Here is a 14,729-nt window from a genome sequence, read left to right on the forward strand (position 1 = left end):
CTTTCCAACTGCACAGAACTTTGCCGTCGCGGCCCTGAGGGCCGCGTCGCAAACGGCTATTAAGCCGACAGTGCTTTCAGGGCTGCAGCCAGGCGGCTCTTGTGACGCGCTGCCTTGTTCTTGTGGATGATCTTCTTGTCAGCGATGCTGTCGATCTTCGACACGGATTGCTGGAAGATGGTGGTCGCAGCTGCCTTGTCGCCAGCCTGGATGGCTTTGCGGACGGCCTTGATTGCGGTGCGCAGGGTCGAACGCTGCGACGAGTTGTGTGCGTTTTGCTTAACTGCTTGACGAGCGCGTTTGCGCGCTTGTGCGGTATTTGCCATGGAATTTCCTAAATCGGGGTCAAGTTGCGTTTGCAAACATTAGCGACGGTCAAACTGGCGCCGGGGTTAGCGATGCGGTGCCTGCCCAACGATTAGTGTCTGCTAACAGAATTCAGTACAGCCCACGATTATAGCGAAGGTTTCAATTCCGAGCAATTCATAATTCAAAGATTGTCGGTTTACTGCCCTTCCGGGAGTGGAGCGCAGTACGTCGAAACGTAGCGGATTCCGACCAGTTGCCCAAGTATAATCTTGCGCCATGAACCTGCTCAGAACCCTCGCCGCCATTTCCAGCATGACCATGCTGTCGCGCGTCACCGGCCTGCTGCGCGAAAGCCTGTTCGCGCGCGCCTTCGGCGCCTCGGCCTATACCGATGCCTTCATCATCGCCTTCCGCCTGCCGAACCTGCTGCGCCGGCTGTTTGCCGAGGGCGCGTTCTCGCAGGCCTTCGTGCCGATCCTGTCAGAATATAAGACCCAGCACGGCGAAGGGGCCACCAAGACCCTGGTCGACCACGTCGCCACCGCCCTGATCTGGGCCACGGTGCTGACCAGCATCGTCGGCATCGTCGGCGCCCCGCTCCTGATCACGCTGCTCGCCGGCGACCTGCGCGAGACGCCCGGCGCCTACGACGCCTCGGTGATCATGACGCAGATGATGTTCCCGTATATCGCCTGCATGTCCTTCGTGGCCCTGGCCGGCGGCATCCTCAATACCTGGCGCCAGTTCAAGATTCCCGCCTTCACACCGGTACTACTCAACCTGTCCTTCATCTTCTCCTCGCTGGTGCTGGTCAACTACCTGGAGCAGCCGATCTATGCGATGGCGATCGCCGTCTGCGTCGGCGGCCTGTTGCAGGTGGCGATCCAGATCCCTTCGCTGGTCAAGATCGGCATGCTGCCGCGCATATCGCTCAACCCGCTGCACGGCCTGCGCGACGCCGGCGTGCGGCGCATGCTGAGAAAAATGGGTCCGGCCGTGTTCGCGGTGTCGGCGGCCCAGATCAGCCTGTTGATCAATACCGGCATCGCCGCCAGCCTGGCGGCCGGCGCCGTCTCGGCCCTGCAGTATGCCGACCGTTTGATGGAATTCCCGACCGCGATGCTGGGCGTGGCCCTGGGCACCATCCTGCTGCCGTCGCTGTCGAAAGCCAATAGCGAAGGCAATACCGAAGAGTATGCGGCGCTGCTCAACTGGGGCCTGCGCCTGACCTTCCTGCTGGCGCTGCCGGCTGCGGTGGGCATGGCGACCCTGGCCGAGCCGATGATCGCCACCCTCTTCCACTACGGTAAATTCGATGACGCGGCACTGGCCAATTCGGCCATGCCCCTGATGGCCTACAGCGCAGGCCTGCTCGGCATCATCCTCGTCAAAATCCTGGCGCCCGCCTTCTATGCGCGCCAGGACATCAAGACGCCGGTGCGCATCGCGATCATGGTGCTGTTCGCCACCCAGCTGATGAACGTGCTGTTCGTGTTCTGGCTCGACCTGGGCGTGGCGGGGCTGGCCCTGTCGATCGGCCTGGGCGCCTGCATCAACGCCACCTGCCTGTACGTGGGCCTGCGCCGGCGCGGCATCTATACGCCGCAGCCGGGCTGGCTGACATTCTTCATCAAGCTGGCCGTCGCGGTCGGCGTGATGGGGCTTCTCGCCTGGTTCGGCCAGGCGCAGTTCGACTGGGCGGCGATGAAGGCAACGCCGGCGCTGCGCATCGGCGCCCTGCTCGGCATCATCTGCGCCTCTGCCTTCGCCTATTTCGCCGTGCTGGCGGTGCTGGGCTTCAGGCCGCGCGACTTCCGGCGCCGCGCGGCCTGAGATGGTCCGCGCTCAAGACTTGTACTTGACGTTGCAGCCGTAAGGGCGGGTGGTGGCCTGGGCCACGTTCTGGCCCTTCACGACCGCTTCCATCGCGGTCTTGAACAGCGGGCTGGCCTTCTCGATGTCTTCCAGCTTGCTTGATGCGATGCTGTCGATGCCGCCCGCGTAGCGCAGCACGCCCTTGGCGTCGATCACGTACATATGCGGCGTGGTGCGCGCGTCATAAGCCTTGCCGACCGTGCCTTTCGGGTCGAGCAGCACGGCGCCTGGCGCGGCATTGCGGCTGGCCGTCAGCTCGTCGGCCTTCTTGCCGTCCACGAAGCCCTGCTCGCCCGGCGCCGACGAGATCACGCTCAACCAGACCACGCCCGCGTCCTGCGCCTGCTTCTGCAAGGCAGGGATGTTCGCCTGGTAGTGCTTCTTCACGTAAGGGCAATCGTGGTTGGTCCATTCCAGCACCACGACCTTGCCCTTGTAATCGGCCAGGTTGTGCTGCTTGCCCTTGCTGTCGACCGCCGTGAAGGCGGGCGCCGGCTGGCCGATGACTGGCGCGGCCAGTGCCGGCGCAGCGCCCAGGAAGCCGGCTGCCAGCAGGGCAGCGGCCGATGCGGTCGTGCGCAGCATGGCGCGACGAGAAGAACCGTTCATATGAAATCTCCTTGTGAATGATTACTGCTTGAATGATTCGGTGACGATGGCCTGGGTCAGCACCGGCGGCAGGACCACCGGCTCCTTCCCGGCCGGATAGAAGGCATAGAACGGCAGGCCGTCGCGCTGGAACGATTGTAAAAATGCCGTGATGGCGGGATCGCGGTTGGTCCAGTCGCCCTTCATGTAGACCACATCGTGTTCGCGCATCGCCTCTTGCACGGCGGCCGTCGACAAGGTCGTGCGCTCGTTGACCAGGCAGGTGATGCACCAGGCGGCGGTCATATTGACGAACACCGGCTTGCCTTCGGCGCGCAGAAAGGCCAGCCGCCCGGCGCTGTAGGGTTCGGCCTGCGTGGATTGCGCAGGGGCTGCGGCGGCCTGCGGCTCGGCGCCATGCAGCATGACCATCAATCCGGCAATCCCGGCCACGCCGGCCGCTGCCGCGCCGCGCGGCCACCAGCGCTTCCTGGCCCCATGCTGGCCCAAGCCCACCAGCCAGGCCACCAGGCCTACCAGCACCAGCCCCGCCAGCGCCATGCGCAGGCCGGCCTCGCCCGCCTGCTGGGCCAGCACCCACAGCAGCCAGGCGGCGGTCGCATACATCGGGAAGGCCATCGCCTGGCGCAGGGTCACCATCCACGCACCGGGCCGCGGCAGGCGCCGGGCGACCGCCGGGAAAATGCCAAGTAACAGGAACGGCAGGGCCAGGCCGAGGCCCATCGTCGCGAACACCACCAGGCTGACATACGCAGGCGCCACCAGTGCCGAGCCGATCGCGGCTCCCATGAACGGCGCGGTGCAGGGCGTGGCCACCACCACCGCCAGGAGGCCCGTGAAGAAGCTGCCGGCGTGGCCCTTGCGCTCGGCAAGGCCCTGGCCGGCGCCCGCAAGCGCACCGCCCACCTCGAACACGCCGGACAGGTTCAGGCCGATCGCCAGCATCAGCCAGGACATCGCCGCCACGAACAGCGGCGACTGGAACTGGAAGCCCCAGCCGACGGCAGTGCCGCCAGCGCGCACGGCCAGCAGGGCCATTGCCAGCGCCATGAAGGCGGCCAGCACGCCGAGGGTGTAGAACAGGCCGGACAGCCGCACCTCGCGCCGGTCGCCGCCCGACATCCCGGCCACCGCCGTGGCCTTGATCGCCAGCACCGGGAATACGCAGGGCATCAGGTTCAGGATCAGGCCGCCCAGGAAGGCGAACAAGGCCATCTGCCACAGGGGCAGCGTGGCCGGCGCCTCGGTGGCAGGTGCGGGATTGGCCGCCGCCGGCGTGAGCTCGAGCGCGAACCAGCGTTTCTGTCCGCCGCCGTCGGTGATCGCCAGCAGGCCGGCGGATGGCCCGGGCGTGTAGCCCTGGCCCTTGGTCGTCGCCAGCGACAGCCTGCCCTCTTCCACCGTCAGGACCTGGTCCGCCACGTGATCGACGATGCCCCAGCTGTCCGGGAAATACAGGGCCGATTGCACGGAGGCCGGCGCGATGCCTTCGCCCTCGACCGCCAGTTGCAGGGTCGCTTCGCCGACGCTCACCGAGGCGCGCCACGGCGATGGCTGCGGCTGGCGCGCGTCGGCGTTCTTGAACGCGGCCAGGACCTCGGCACTGGCTGGACGGGCGCTCGCCTCCACCGGCAAGGACAGGCGGAACTTGCCTTCCTCGGGAATGCACTCCTTCTCGCACACCACCCAGTCGGCATCGGCCTCGAGGACCAGCTGGCTGCCGGGCCGCGCATCCCGCGGCACCGTCAGGGCCATCGGGAACACGATCTCGTTTTCGTAGCCATAGCTGGCGACCGGGCCGATGATGAAGCGGTCGGGGCCCGGCCAGGCGATCTCACCCACCGCGGCGCCGTCCGGCGCCTCGAACGCGATGCTCGGTGGCGAGCCGGCGTCGCCGGGATTTTTCCAGTAGGTATGCCAGTGCGGCGCCAGTCGCTGGCGCAGACCGATGCGCAATTGCTGACCCGGGCTCACGGCGGCGTACTCGCTCACCAGCGATACCGTGGCGCGCGGGCTTTGCTGCACATTGCTTTCCGCCGCCACGGCCAGCATCGGCGTCAATACGACGAGCAGCAACGCGATGGTCAAGCCGCGCCAGGACGTTCGGGCAGTGTGTAAAGACAGAGGCATGCGATAGTCGGGAGTGTCGGGCAGTCGTGCAAAAGTATCACGTTGCCTCACTCCCGATCAACCGCTTCGCCTTCCTCCTCGGCCGGCTCGGGCGGCGCGGGTTCTTCCAGCGCTGGTGGAGGCGGCGGCGCAGCAGGCTGCGGGATGGGGGGCGCCGCTTGCGGCGCGGGCGGCGCCGGCTGCGCGCCCGGCCCACCGGACTGCGTCGTCGTGACGGCAGGCGCCAGGCTGCGCTCGCCTGCGCTGAAGCGCCACTCCGAAATCTTTTCCTTGTTGTCCAGCCCCTTGAAGCGGCTATCGAAGTTCGCGAGCTTGAGCGGCCTGGCATCCGACAGGCTGTGGAAGGCGACCACGCCGGTCTCGCCGTCGCCCAGGAAGACGATGCCCCACTCGGCCTTGCCGGTCAGCGGATCGACGTAGACCTTGCGCAGGTGGCGCCGCACGGCGGGCGAGCGCGGGTCCTTCAGCAGTTCGGCCAGCGACGGCGGATACGGCGAGGCGCCGCGCGGCGTGGCCGCGGCATAGCTGTCCAGCGCGGCGCTGAAGGCGGCGCCGATTTCCAGCAATTCTTCCTCGGCCGCGGCGCGCTGCAGGAGCGATCCGATCTTGAGTGTGGCCGCGCCCACCAGGCCGATGATGGCCACGAAGATGATCAGGCCGAGATAGGTGAAACCGGCCTGGCGCCGCGCCCTCATTACCACTCCAGGTAGGGACGCCCGCGCCGGTCGTTGCCGGGCGCGCCGCTGCGCAGGTTGGAAAAGCCGCCCTGCTCGCCGTCCTGCGGCGCCTCCAATACCCAGGTCTCGCGGCTTTCGGTGACCGGGTCGAGCGGGATCTCGCGCAGGTATTTTTGTTCGACCAGCTGTTCGAGCGATTCCGGATAGCGCCCGGTGTCGGAGCGGTACTGGTCGACTACCGCGCGCGTATTGCGCAGGTTGTCGGCCAGGATGGTCTCTTTCGCGCTGTCGATGCTGGGGAAGAAGCGCGGCACGGCGAGCGTGAGCAGCAGCGCCACGATGCCCAGCACCACCAGCAGTTCGATCAGCGTGAAGCCGCGTCGTGCTCTCATCGGGTTCACCATTTATTGTAGGGGATGCCGTTCAGGCCGATCCGCTGCGAGGTCGAGTACACGTCGTAGACGTCGTCGCCCTCCTTCGGCTCATCGGCTTCGCTGGCGTAGCTGCGCTTGCCCCAGGTGGCGGCATCCGACAGCTCGGGATCGGAATTGAATGGGTCGCGCGGCAGGCGCCGCAAAAAGTAGATCTTGGCCTGCTTGGGACTGCGCAGGTCGGGCACGCCCTCGACCAGCAGCTCCAGGCGTTCCGGATAGCCGTTGGCGTCCGCCGCCTTACTGATGCGGCCTTCGTCGCCCGCCTTCCTGAAAGCGTCCAGGCCGGCGCGGATCTCGCGCAGCGCGCGCCGCAGCTCCTGCTCATCGCGGCGCTGCACCGTGACTTCGGCCACCGGCAGCACCAGGGTTCCCAGCAGCGCGAGGATGGCCAGCGTGACCAGCAGCTCGATCAGCGTGAATCCAGAACGCGCGCGCTGGGCCTGGACATTCATCGCTGCGGAATCGGCGGATTGACGCCCGGCGGATAGGCGGCCGGCACGACTTCGGGTTCGGGCGCCGGCGCCGGTTCGGGCGGCGGCACGGGCGCGCCCGGCGGCGCCGACGGCGGCGAGCCCAGTTGCGGCGTGGCCGGCAGTGCCGACGGCGGCACCGAGAAGCTCGGCGTCGGGTCGGGCGACGGCGCGACCGGCGGCGGCGCGACCGGGGTCGTCTCGACCGCCTGCACCGGCGCCGGCGCGCGGATGGGCGATCCCGTGACCTGCACCCGCACCCCATTGTCGGGACGGCGGCGGAAGCTGGCCTCGGTACCGGCGCCGAATTCCGACGCCGACGCCGGCGGCCGCTGGATGGCGCGCACGATGCGCGGCGTGATCGACAGCACGATCTCGGTGCGGTCGCGCTGGTCGCGCTGGCTGCCGAACAGGCGGCCGACGACCGGCAGGTCGCCGATGCCCGGCACCTTGCTGCCGCTGCTGCGGTCTTCATTGCTGATCAGGCCGGCCAGCACCTGGTTCTCGCCATCCTTCAGTTGCAGCAGGGTGGTGGCCGAGCGGGTGCCGATGCGGTAGGCCACGGTGCCGCTGGTGGTGCGCACCGATTCGCCCAGGCTGCTGACCTCGAGCCCGATCTTGATCGCCACCTCGTTGTTCAGGTAGATGGTCGGCTCCACGTTCAGGGTCAGGCCGACGTCGATATAGTTGATGTTCTCGGAAGCGAAGCCGCCGATGCCCGACGACACCGTGGCCGAGATGTTCGGGATCTTGTCGCCGATGACGACCTTCGCCTTCTCCTTGTTGCGCACGCGGATGCGCGGATTGGCCAGGGTATTGGTGTCGCCGTCGGTCTTGTTGGCGTTGACCGTGGCGCTGATGTCGCTCACCGCGATATTGCTGCTGTTGAAGGTGCGCAGGCTGTCGATCGTCAGCGGGATGCCGTCCAGCGTCTGCAGCGGCGCGAACGACAGGTTGGTCGGCCAGGCGATGCCCAGGTCCATCACGCTGCTGCGCCGGATCTCGAGCACCTCGACGTCGAGCATGACTTCGGGCTCGGGCACGTCCTGCAGGGCCACCAGCTGGGTGGCGATGCGGATCGCTTCCGGATTGTCGCGCAAGATCACCAGGTTCAGCTTCTCGTCCACCACCACGTCGCGCGCCTTGAGGATGGTCTTGAAGGTGTTGGCGATGCTCTTGGCTTCGGCATTGGCCAGGAAGAAGGTCTTGACCGTCATCTCCTGGTATTCGCGCACCTTGGCCGCAACGTTCGGGTAGATCAGGACCGTGTTGCCGTCCATGACCTGGCGCTCGAGCTGGTTGGTCATCAACAGGTAGTACACCGCCGCCTCGACCGTGCTGTTCTTGAGGAAAATCGAGGTGCGGGCGTCGGCCTTGACGTCCTTGTCGAAGATGAAGTTCAGGCCCGAGTGGCGCGCGATCACCTCGAACACCTGTTTCAGTGGCGCCTCGCGGAACTCCAGGCTGATGGGTTTGCGGTAGCTGGCCGCCAGCGCCGCCTGGCCTTTCGGCGCGGCCGCCGCCTTCTCGTCGACTTCCTGCATCAGCTGGCGCGCCGCCTCGTGCGCGGGGCGTTCGGTGAGCACCGCCGCCAGCTTCTGGCGCGCCGTTTCCAATTCGTCCTTGTCGAAGGCGGCGCGCGCCTCGACTATGGCGGCCGCGTGGCGGCGCTCGGCCTCGACCTGGCGCAGGCCGGCGCGGGCGCGGTCGTTGACCGGATCGATCGCGAGGACGCGCCGGTACTCCTGGGTCGCCAGCTCCACCTGGCCGGCTTCCAGCGCGCGCTCGGCCTGGTCGACGATGCGCACCGTGGCGTTGTCGCGCGCGCGCAGGAAGGCCGCCCGGTAGACGGGATTGTCCGGCTCGGACGCCAGCGCTTCCTGGTACTTGGCCAGGCCAGCGCCCACCTGGTCCCGGGCCACCAGCGCATTGCCCTCCTGGTAGGCGCGCTGGGCCGCGCACCCTGCCAGCAGCAGTGGCAAGAGCAGCAGGGCCATACCTTGAATCCGGGTTCGCACCATCAGTCGAATACTCCAATATTGAGCTGCTGTCGTTGTTCCAGCGGCAGGTAAGTCAGGGTCAGCACCGGCGGACGGATCGCGTCCACGCGGTAGGTGCCGTCGATGGTGTCGCCATCGTTGACGAGATAGGTGCGTTCGCCGCGCGCCAGGTAGATTTGCCACACGCCGTCCTGCAGCGACTTGCCGATGTAGGTGAACGGCAGCGGCGGCGCGCTCGGCGGCGGCGGCGGTGGCGGCGGCTCGTTCGATGGCGGCGGTGGCGGCGGCGTCCAGTCATGGCGCGCGAACAGGCTATTGTCGCCGTCCCCGAAGCGCTCGCCGCTGGCGCCGATCAAGGTCTCGCGCGGGATCAGGCGCGCGATGGCGACGTCGTCTCCGGTTTTCCTGATCGATGGCGCGGCGCTGCGCACCGGTTCGGCGGCCGTCGTGGCGGCCGCGCGTTCGACCGGCTCGGCCAGCTCCGCCTCCGGCGTCCTGTCGCCAAACACGACCAGGCCGGCGGCCAGCGCCAGCGCCACGCCCATGGCAATGTGGCGCGGCTTCACGGCTTGCTTCCTTCGGCTAAATAGAAAGTCAGGCGCAGGCGCGCCTCGACCCCGGCCTCGCCCACGCTGTCGCGGCGGAAGGCGACGTCGTCCAGCGAGGCGTGCGGGATCGCGCGCAGCACGTCCATCGCGAATTCCCAGATCGCGCCATAACTACCCTTGACCGGCAGGTTGACCTGGTAGGCGACCAGCTGCGCATTGCGGTCATTGGTGGCCCGATACTCGCCCTGGCGCAGCGCCAGGCCGTGGCGCTCGGCCAGCGCAAATACTTCCTTCAATTGGCGCTCTACCCCACGGCGCTCGCCCAGGGTCGCATAGAAGTGCTGCAGGTTCTGGTCGCTGCTGGGCGGCGCCGCCGCAGGTGCGCTCTGCGGTGGCAGCGGCGTGCGCGCCGCCTGGCGCGCCGCCTCGTATTCCTGGTTCAGTTGCGCGCGCGCCGGCAGCAGCGCCACCTGGACCGCGGCCCCGGCCAGCAGCAGCGCCAGCACCAGGGCCACCAGCGGATCGATGCGCGCCAGCAGCAGACGCGCGCGCAGCAGGAATGCGCCCGCCTTCATGACGCCTCCCACTGCACGCTGACCTGGAACCGCAGCGGACGGTTCGGGTCCTGCTCCATCACCTCGTGGCGCAGCAGCACCACGCTGCTGAACCATTCCTCGGCCTGCAGGCGCGTGATATAGGCCAGCATCTCGTCGCTCGAGCGCGCCTCGGCGCTGATGCGCACCGTGCGCCGTTTCGCGTCCGGCTCCAGCGCCAGCAGTGCGATCGTGTTCGGCGTGGCTTCGCCCAGCGCCGCCGCCAGGTCGCGCCACGGCAGGTTCAGTTGCAGGATGGCGGCGTTGACGGCGCCGGCCTGGGCCGGCGCCACGGCTACTTTCGGGGCCGGCGGCGCGGCCACAGTCGCCGGCGCGCTGCGCGCGGCCAGCGCCGCCTGCAGGTCGCGCACTTCTTCCTGCTGCTCGAAGTAACGCTGCGTCATGAACAGCGCCGGGATGCACAGCGCCAGCACGCCCGGTACGGCATAGATCAGGGTTGGCGGCGCACGGAACAGCGTGCGGGACAGGCCAGGCGGCGCGAAATCGATGCGGGTGCGCTTCATACAGGCACTCCGGTGCGGGCCAGGCGCGCCAGTTCCGACCACTCGTCGGCCTGCTCGAGCAGGCTGCAGGCGAATTTCAGGCGACCCGGGCTGCTGGCCCAGGCGGCGGGCGCGGCGCCGCTCAACTGCAGGCGCTCGGGCCGTGCGATCCCGACCCGCAGCGCTTCGCGCGCAATATGGGAATCGAGCCAGTCGCGGTCGGCCCCCGCCGGGATCGGGGCGCTCCTCACCGCCGCCAGCTTGCGGCCATCGTAGGCCGCCAGCGACAACACGCCGCCATGGACCAGGCCGAACCAGGCCCCGCTCCTGCGCTCGCCGCGCCAGGCGTTCATGGCGGCGACGAATTGCGGGCCGATCTCGACCAGGTGGAAACCGTGTTCCCGGGCGGCCTGCGCCAGCGCGTCGAGCAGGGCTCTTGGTGCAGCCGCGGCCAGGAAGGGATCGACCGCATCCCAGTCGGCGCTGATCTTCCACTCGGCGCCGGGGGCCCCGAACAGGTGCTGGAAGCGCAGCGCGGCGGCCGCCTCCAGGTCGCCCATCCGCGTGGCGCCGGGCGGCGGCGGGACTTGCCACAGGCGCACCAGCTCGTCTGCCAGCACCACGCTCAGCGGCCAGCCCTTGACCGGCAGGTCGGACAAGAGCATGCGCAAGCCCGGCGCCAGCGCATCGGGGGCGAACAGGTCGAGCGGCTGCTCCGCCAGGGCCAGCGGCGCGCCGCCGAACAGGCGGCGATGCTTGACCAGGGCCAGTCCGTTGGCGGCCACGCCCAGGCGCAGGGCTTGTCCGATGGGAGGGAAATGCAATCTACGCATGCAGGGTCACCCGCTTGATCTCGTCGATCGTGGTGGCGCCGCGCCGCACCAGGTCGAGCGCCGCCAGGCGCAGGCTGCGGGTGCCGTTGGCGTGGGCCGCGGCCTTGATCTGGCGGATCGGCTGCTTGTCGACGATTAGCTCGCGGATCTCGTCGTTCAGGGTCAGGATCTCGGCGATCGAGCGGCGGCCCTTGTAACCGGTGCCGCGGCAGTCGCCGCAACCCTTGCCGCGCATGAACACATAGTCCACGACTTCCTCGCGTCGCAGATGCACCGAGGCCAGCTCCTGCTCGCCCGGTTCGTAGCGCTCGGCGCAGCGCGGACAGCACATGCGGATCAGGCGCTGGGCCCAGATGCCGTTCAGGGCCGAGACGAAGGCATACGGATCGATTCCCATGTGGGTGAAGCGGCCGAACACGTCGAACACATTATTGGCGTGGACGGTCGTGAGCACCAGGTGGCCGGTCAGCGCCGACTGCACCGCGATCTCGGCGGTCTCGCGGTCGCGGATCTCGCCCACCATGATTTTATCCGGATCGTGGCGCAGGATCGAACGCAGGCCCTTGGCGAAGGTCAGGCCCTTCTTTTCGTTCACCGGGATCTGCAGGATGCCCGGCAGCTGGTATTCGACCGGGTCCTCGATGGTGATGATCTTCTCGCGCCCGTTATGGATCTCGGTCAGCGCCGCGTACAGGGTCGTGGTCTTGCCCGAGCCGGTGGGGCCGGTCACCAGCAGCATCCCGTAAGCCTCCTGGGCCAGGTGCCGCAAGGTGACCAATGACGGCGCATCGAAGCCCAGCGCCTCCAGCGTGAGCGCGCCATAGGCCTCGATCATGGCGCGCTTGTCGAGGATACGGATCACCGCGTCCTCGCCGTGGATGCTGGGCATGATCGAGACCCGCAGGTCGATGTCGCGCCCGCCCGCCTCGACCCGGAAGCTGCCGTCCTGCGGAACGCGGCGCTCGGCGATGTCGAGTTCGGCCAGCACCTTCAGGCGCGAGATGATGTGCTCGGCCAGCTCGATGCCGCCCACGGTGGCGGCGTGATCGAGCACGCCGTCGACCCGGTATTTGACGGCCAGGCCGCCGGCGGTGCTCTCCAGGTGGATGTCCGAGGCGCCGGCTTTCAACGCGTCGTACAGGGTCGAGTTGACCAGCTTGACGGCCGGGCTGCCCGCTTCCGACACCGAGGCGAAGGACAGCACGGTGCCCGACTTGCCATCGCGCCGCGCGTCCTGGGCGCCGCCCACCAGCGAGTCGACGGCGCGCGCCGACTCTTCCTGCTTCGACAGATAGGCCTGGATGTCGGACTGCAGCGCCAGGCACAACTCCAATGGGTTCCTGGCGCTGGCGCGCGCCTGGGCCCCGAGCCAGGTCTGCAGGTCGAGGTCGAAGGGATCGGACAACACCCCGGTCAGGCGCCCGTCCGGATGGCGCAGCAGCGCGCAGTGGCGCGACAGCGCCTGGGCCAGCGGCAAGAGTTCGAAGGCCGGGGCCAGCGCCAGCATGGCGCCGGTCTCCATGACCGGCAGGCCGAACGGCGCAGCCAGCTCGCGCACCAGCTCGCGCGGATCGCGCCCGGTCAGGGCCTCGAGCTCGAGCACCAGCCCGCGCCGCGAGACGGCGGCGGCGGCGCGGGCGCGCGCCAGCAGCGCGGTGTCGAAGGGTTCGGCGTGGCCGGCGTCTGGAACAAGGTTCACGACATGTCTCCCGCCAGGTCGAAGATCGGCATGTACAGCAGCACCACGATGGCGCCCACCACCAGGCCGATGCCCGCCATCAGGAGCGGCTCGAAGGTGCGCGTGAAGCGATCGATCCAGCGCCCGATCTCGCCGTCGTAGAAGGCGGCCGACTGGGTCAGCATCGGCCCCATTTCCCCGGTGCGCTCGCCCACGCGCAGCATGCGCAGCGAGATCGGCGTGGTCAGGCCATGCGCCTCGAAGGCGTTCGACAGCGGCTGGCCGGCCTCGATCGCGGCGCGCGCGGCGGCCAGGTTGCGCGCCAGGTGGCCCGACACCATCGGCTGCACGGTCTCGATCGCGCCCACGATGGTGATGCCGCCCTCGGTCAGCATGCCCAGCGTCAGGTACAGGCGCGACAACTCATAGACGCGGGCCCGCTCGCCGATGCCGGGGAGTTTCGCCAGCAGGCGCGCCATGCCGCCGCTGCGCAGCAGATGACGCACGCCGGCAATCGCGCCGGCGACCAGCAGCGCCGCGGCGACCAGGATCGCGCTGCCGTGGCCTGCCGCGAACTGGCCCCAGTCCAGCAGCAGCTGCGACATCCACGGCAGGTTGCGGCCGGCGCCGTGGTAGACCTCGGCGAACTTCGGCACCACGTAGCCGATCAGGAAGGCGCTGACGCCGCCGCCGACCATCAACAGGATCACGGGATAGATCGAGGCGCTGACGATCTTGGAACGCACGGTGTCGATGCGCTGCTGGTAATCGATGTAGCGCGCCAGCGCGCGCGGCAGGTCGCTGGTGCCTTCGGCGGCGCGCACGATGCCGACGTACAGCGGCGGGAACAGCGCCGGTTGCGACGCCAGCACGCTGGAAAAGCGCTTGCCTTCGCGCAGGCCGCCCAGCAGCCGTTCCAGCACGCCGCGGGTGGACGGCGCGCCTTCCTTTTCGAGCAGGGCTTCGAGGCTTTCGACGATGCCCAGGCCCGCATTGAGCAGCGCCAGCAGTTCCTGGCTGAACAGCACGAGCGAGAGCTTGCCCCCCTTGGGGCGCGCCAGCGCCGCCCCGCGCGCCGGTTCGACGGCGCTGACGAACAGGCCGCGCGCCTCGACCTGGCGGCGCGCGTCCTGGGCGTCGGGCGCGTCGACGAGGACGCTGGAGATCGACATATCGGGCGCAAGGGTGCGAACGGCGAACTGCATGGGATGCCCGGCCAGGTTGCGGTGAAACGAAAAGGAAACGTTCAGTTGGAACTAATGTCGGCGTTGTCGCCGGTTCCGCCCGGCTGTCCATCCTTGCCCAGGGACAGCACCTCGTAGTCGCCACGGGCGCCCGGCGCCCGGTACTGGTAGGGATTGCCCCAAGGGTCGGGCGGAATCGCCTTCTTGAGATAGGGGCCGTTCCACTTGGCGCCGGCGCTCGGCGGCGCCGTCATGAGGGCGGCCAGGCCCTCTTCGGTGGTCGGATAGCGGCCGACGTCGAGCCGGTAGGTATCGAGGGTCTTGTCGAAGGCGTCGATCTGGGCGCGGGCGGCGGTGACTTCGGATTTGCCGAGCTGCGAGAAGTACTTGGGTCCGACATAGGCGGCGAGCAGGCCGATGATGACGATCACCACCAGCAGCTCCAGCAGCGTGAAGCCCGCGCTCCGCCCGGCAGGGACGACGGCGCCCTGTTTCATAGCAAAAACCATCAAGCGACTCCTAGATTGCTTCTTTGAAATCCTGCCGGTGAAAGGTAACACGCTGCTGAGCGCTGCGACAACTGTTCTTTTCAAAAAAGCACCTCTCTGGTGGGGGCGTACAGCATTTCATCGGATATAACAATATTTCTCAAATTCAATGATGCATATTTCAAACAGATGAAAAAGGACGGGAAACAATGATTGGTCATAGAGAAAACCAAATTTAATTAACGCAAGTTGCGAAAAGTCAAAATATTGCTTGTTAAACTTTTTTACACTTTTATTACTTCCATTGATATATTTCTTGGCAACCTGAACCTCAGGTGCGAAACGCTGTGCCCCGCCGTACCCTGGCGAGAGAACTCCCAACCACAAAGGCAAATCAT

General features: G+C 67.7%; 15 protein-coding genes. 1 reads left to right on the top strand and 14 read right to left on the bottom strand.

The annotated features are described in order from the left end of the window. Positions 1–59: 59 nt before the first annotated feature. Positions 60–326 carry a 30S ribosomal protein S20 gene (rpsT, locus tag SOM61_RS15280; RefSeq protein ID WP_005669248.1) on the bottom strand — a complete coding sequence of 89 codons (267 nt, stop codon included), beginning with the start codon at positions 324–326 and terminating at the stop codon, positions 60–62. A 259-nt stretch (positions 327–585) separates the two neighbouring features. On the opposite strand from rpsT, the gene murJ reads away from it, so the two are divergent. Beyond that, a complete protein-coding gene (gene murJ / locus SOM61_RS15285) occupies positions 586–2,142 on the top strand; it encodes a murein biosynthesis integral membrane protein MurJ (RefSeq protein ID WP_320474870.1) in 1,557 nt (518 codons plus the stop codon). 12 nt (positions 2,143–2,154) lie between these two features. On the opposite strand, the gene SOM61_RS15290 is transcribed toward murJ, so the two are convergent. The 13 genes from SOM61_RS15290 to gspG all read right to left on the bottom strand — a co-directional run bounded on the left by SOM61_RS15290 (position 2,155) and on the right by gspG (position 14,352). Next, positions 2,155–2,793 (bottom strand): redoxin domain-containing protein, encoded by a 639-nt coding sequence (locus SOM61_RS15290; RefSeq protein ID WP_320474871.1) that lies wholly within the window; start codon positions 2,791–2,793, stop codon positions 2,155–2,157. Between the two features lie 21 nt (positions 2,794–2,814). After that, positions 2,815–4,881 carry a protein-disulfide reductase DsbD family protein gene (locus tag SOM61_RS15295; protein ID WP_320474872.1) on the bottom strand — a complete coding sequence of 689 codons (2,067 nt, stop codon included), beginning with the start codon at positions 4,879–4,881 and terminating at the stop codon, positions 2,815–2,817. An 89-nt stretch (positions 4,882–4,970) separates the two neighbouring features. Next, positions 4,971–5,618 carry a type II secretion system protein gene (locus tag SOM61_RS15300; protein ID WP_320474873.1) on the bottom strand — a complete coding sequence of 216 codons (648 nt, stop codon included), beginning with the start codon at positions 5,616–5,618 and terminating at the stop codon, positions 4,971–4,973. Then, the gene (locus tag SOM61_RS15305; protein WP_320474874.1) at positions 5,618–5,992 is read right to left on the bottom strand and encodes a type II secretion system protein; all 375 of its coding nucleotides are present in this window, start codon (positions 5,990–5,992) and stop codon (positions 5,618–5,620) included. Before SOM61_RS15305 ends, SOM61_RS15300 begins: the two co-directional genes overlap by 1 nt. Before the next feature lie 5 nt (positions 5,993–5,997). Beyond that, on the bottom strand, positions 5,998–6,486 hold the full coding sequence (locus tag SOM61_RS15310; protein WP_320474875.1) for a type II secretion system protein: 489 nt from the start codon (positions 6,484–6,486) through the stop codon (positions 5,998–6,000). Next, a complete protein-coding gene (locus SOM61_RS15315) occupies positions 6,483–8,501 on the bottom strand; it encodes a secretin N-terminal domain-containing protein (RefSeq protein WP_320474876.1) in 2,019 nt (672 codons plus the stop codon). Before SOM61_RS15315 ends, SOM61_RS15310 begins: the two co-directional genes overlap by 4 nt. A gap of 23 nt (positions 8,502–8,524) precedes the next feature. Beyond that, complete coding sequence (locus SOM61_RS15320; RefSeq protein WP_320474877.1) at positions 8,525–9,070, bottom strand: hypothetical protein; 546 nt, start codon at positions 9,068–9,070, stop codon at positions 8,525–8,527. Further along, entirely contained in the window at positions 9,067–9,627 is a 561-nt protein-coding gene (locus tag SOM61_RS15325; RefSeq protein WP_320474878.1) for a hypothetical protein, read from the bottom strand. The genes SOM61_RS15320 and SOM61_RS15325 overlap by 4 nt, the downstream gene beginning before the upstream one ends. Further along, positions 9,624–10,169, bottom strand: a complete 546-nt coding sequence (locus tag SOM61_RS15330; RefSeq protein ID WP_320474879.1) for a PilN domain-containing protein — start codon at positions 10,167–10,169, stop codon at positions 9,624–9,626. Before SOM61_RS15330 ends, SOM61_RS15325 begins: the two co-directional genes overlap by 4 nt. Then, positions 10,166–10,981 (bottom strand): hypothetical protein, encoded by an 816-nt coding sequence (locus SOM61_RS15335; protein ID WP_320474880.1) that lies wholly within the window; start codon positions 10,979–10,981, stop codon positions 10,166–10,168. The genes SOM61_RS15330 and SOM61_RS15335 overlap by 4 nt, the downstream gene beginning before the upstream one ends. Further along, positions 10,974–12,680: a GspE/PulE family protein gene (locus SOM61_RS15340; RefSeq protein WP_320474881.1), complete on the bottom strand. Its 1,707-nt coding sequence runs from the start codon at positions 12,678–12,680 to the stop codon at positions 10,974–10,976. The genes SOM61_RS15335 and SOM61_RS15340 overlap by 8 nt, the downstream gene beginning before the upstream one ends. Further along, positions 12,677–13,864 (bottom strand): type II secretion system F family protein, encoded by a 1,188-nt coding sequence (locus tag SOM61_RS15345; RefSeq protein ID WP_320474882.1) that lies wholly within the window; start codon positions 13,862–13,864, stop codon positions 12,677–12,679. Before SOM61_RS15345 ends, SOM61_RS15340 begins: the two co-directional genes overlap by 4 nt. A 41-nt stretch (positions 13,865–13,905) precedes the next feature. Beyond that, complete coding sequence (gene gspG / locus SOM61_RS15350; RefSeq protein ID WP_320474883.1) at positions 13,906–14,352, bottom strand: type II secretion system major pseudopilin GspG; 447 nt, start codon at positions 14,350–14,352, stop codon at positions 13,906–13,908. Positions 14,353–14,729: the final 377 nt, after the last annotated feature.

Source organism: Massilia sp. CFBP9012 (genome assembly GCF_034045115.1).
GTDB lineage: Bacteria > Pseudomonadota > Gammaproteobacteria > Burkholderiales > Burkholderiaceae_D > Telluria.

What these genes read in the sequence shown, in the direction of transcription:
- SOM61_RS15325 (WP_320474878.1), bottom strand. Translation starts at nt 9,627, where the DNA reads ATGAAGGCGGGCGCATTCCTGCTGCGCGCGCGTCTGCTGCTGGCGCGC.
- SOM61_RS15310 (WP_320474875.1), bottom strand. Translation starts at nt 6,486, where the DNA reads ATGAATGTCCAGGCCCAGCGCGCGCGTTCTGGATTCACGCTGATCGAG.
- SOM61_RS15290 (WP_320474871.1), bottom strand. Translation starts at nt 2,793, where the DNA reads ATGAACGGTTCTTCTCGTCGCGCCATGCTGCGCACGACCGCATCGGCC.
- SOM61_RS15335 (WP_320474880.1), bottom strand. Translation starts at nt 10,981, where the DNA reads ATGCGTAGATTGCATTTCCCTCCCATCGGACAAGCCCTGCGCCTGGGC.
- gspG (WP_320474883.1), bottom strand. Translation starts at nt 14,352, where the DNA reads ATGGTTTTTGCTATGAAACAGGGCGCCGTCGTCCCTGCCGGGCGGAGC.
- SOM61_RS15300 (WP_320474873.1), bottom strand. Translation starts at nt 5,618, where the DNA reads ATGAGGGCGCGGCGCCAGGCCGGTTTCACCTATCTCGGCCTGATCATC.
- SOM61_RS15305 (WP_320474874.1), bottom strand. Translation starts at nt 5,992, where the DNA reads ATGAGAGCACGACGCGGCTTCACGCTGATCGAACTGCTGGTGGTGCTG.
- murJ (WP_320474870.1), top strand. Translation starts at nt 586, where the DNA reads ATGAACCTGCTCAGAACCCTCGCCGCCATTTCCAGCATGACCATGCTG.
- SOM61_RS15345 (WP_320474882.1), bottom strand. Translation starts at nt 13,864, where the DNA reads ATGCAGTTCGCCGTTCGCACCCTTGCGCCCGATATGTCGATCTCCAGC.
- SOM61_RS15315 (WP_320474876.1), bottom strand. Translation starts at nt 8,501, where the DNA reads ATGGCCCTGCTGCTCTTGCCACTGCTGCTGGCAGGGTGCGCGGCCCAG.
- SOM61_RS15330 (WP_320474879.1), bottom strand. Translation starts at nt 10,169, where the DNA reads ATGAAGCGCACCCGCATCGATTTCGCGCCGCCTGGCCTGTCCCGCACG.
- rpsT (WP_005669248.1), bottom strand. Translation starts at nt 326, where the DNA reads ATGGCAAATACCGCACAAGCGCGCAAACGCGCTCGTCAAGCAGTTAAG.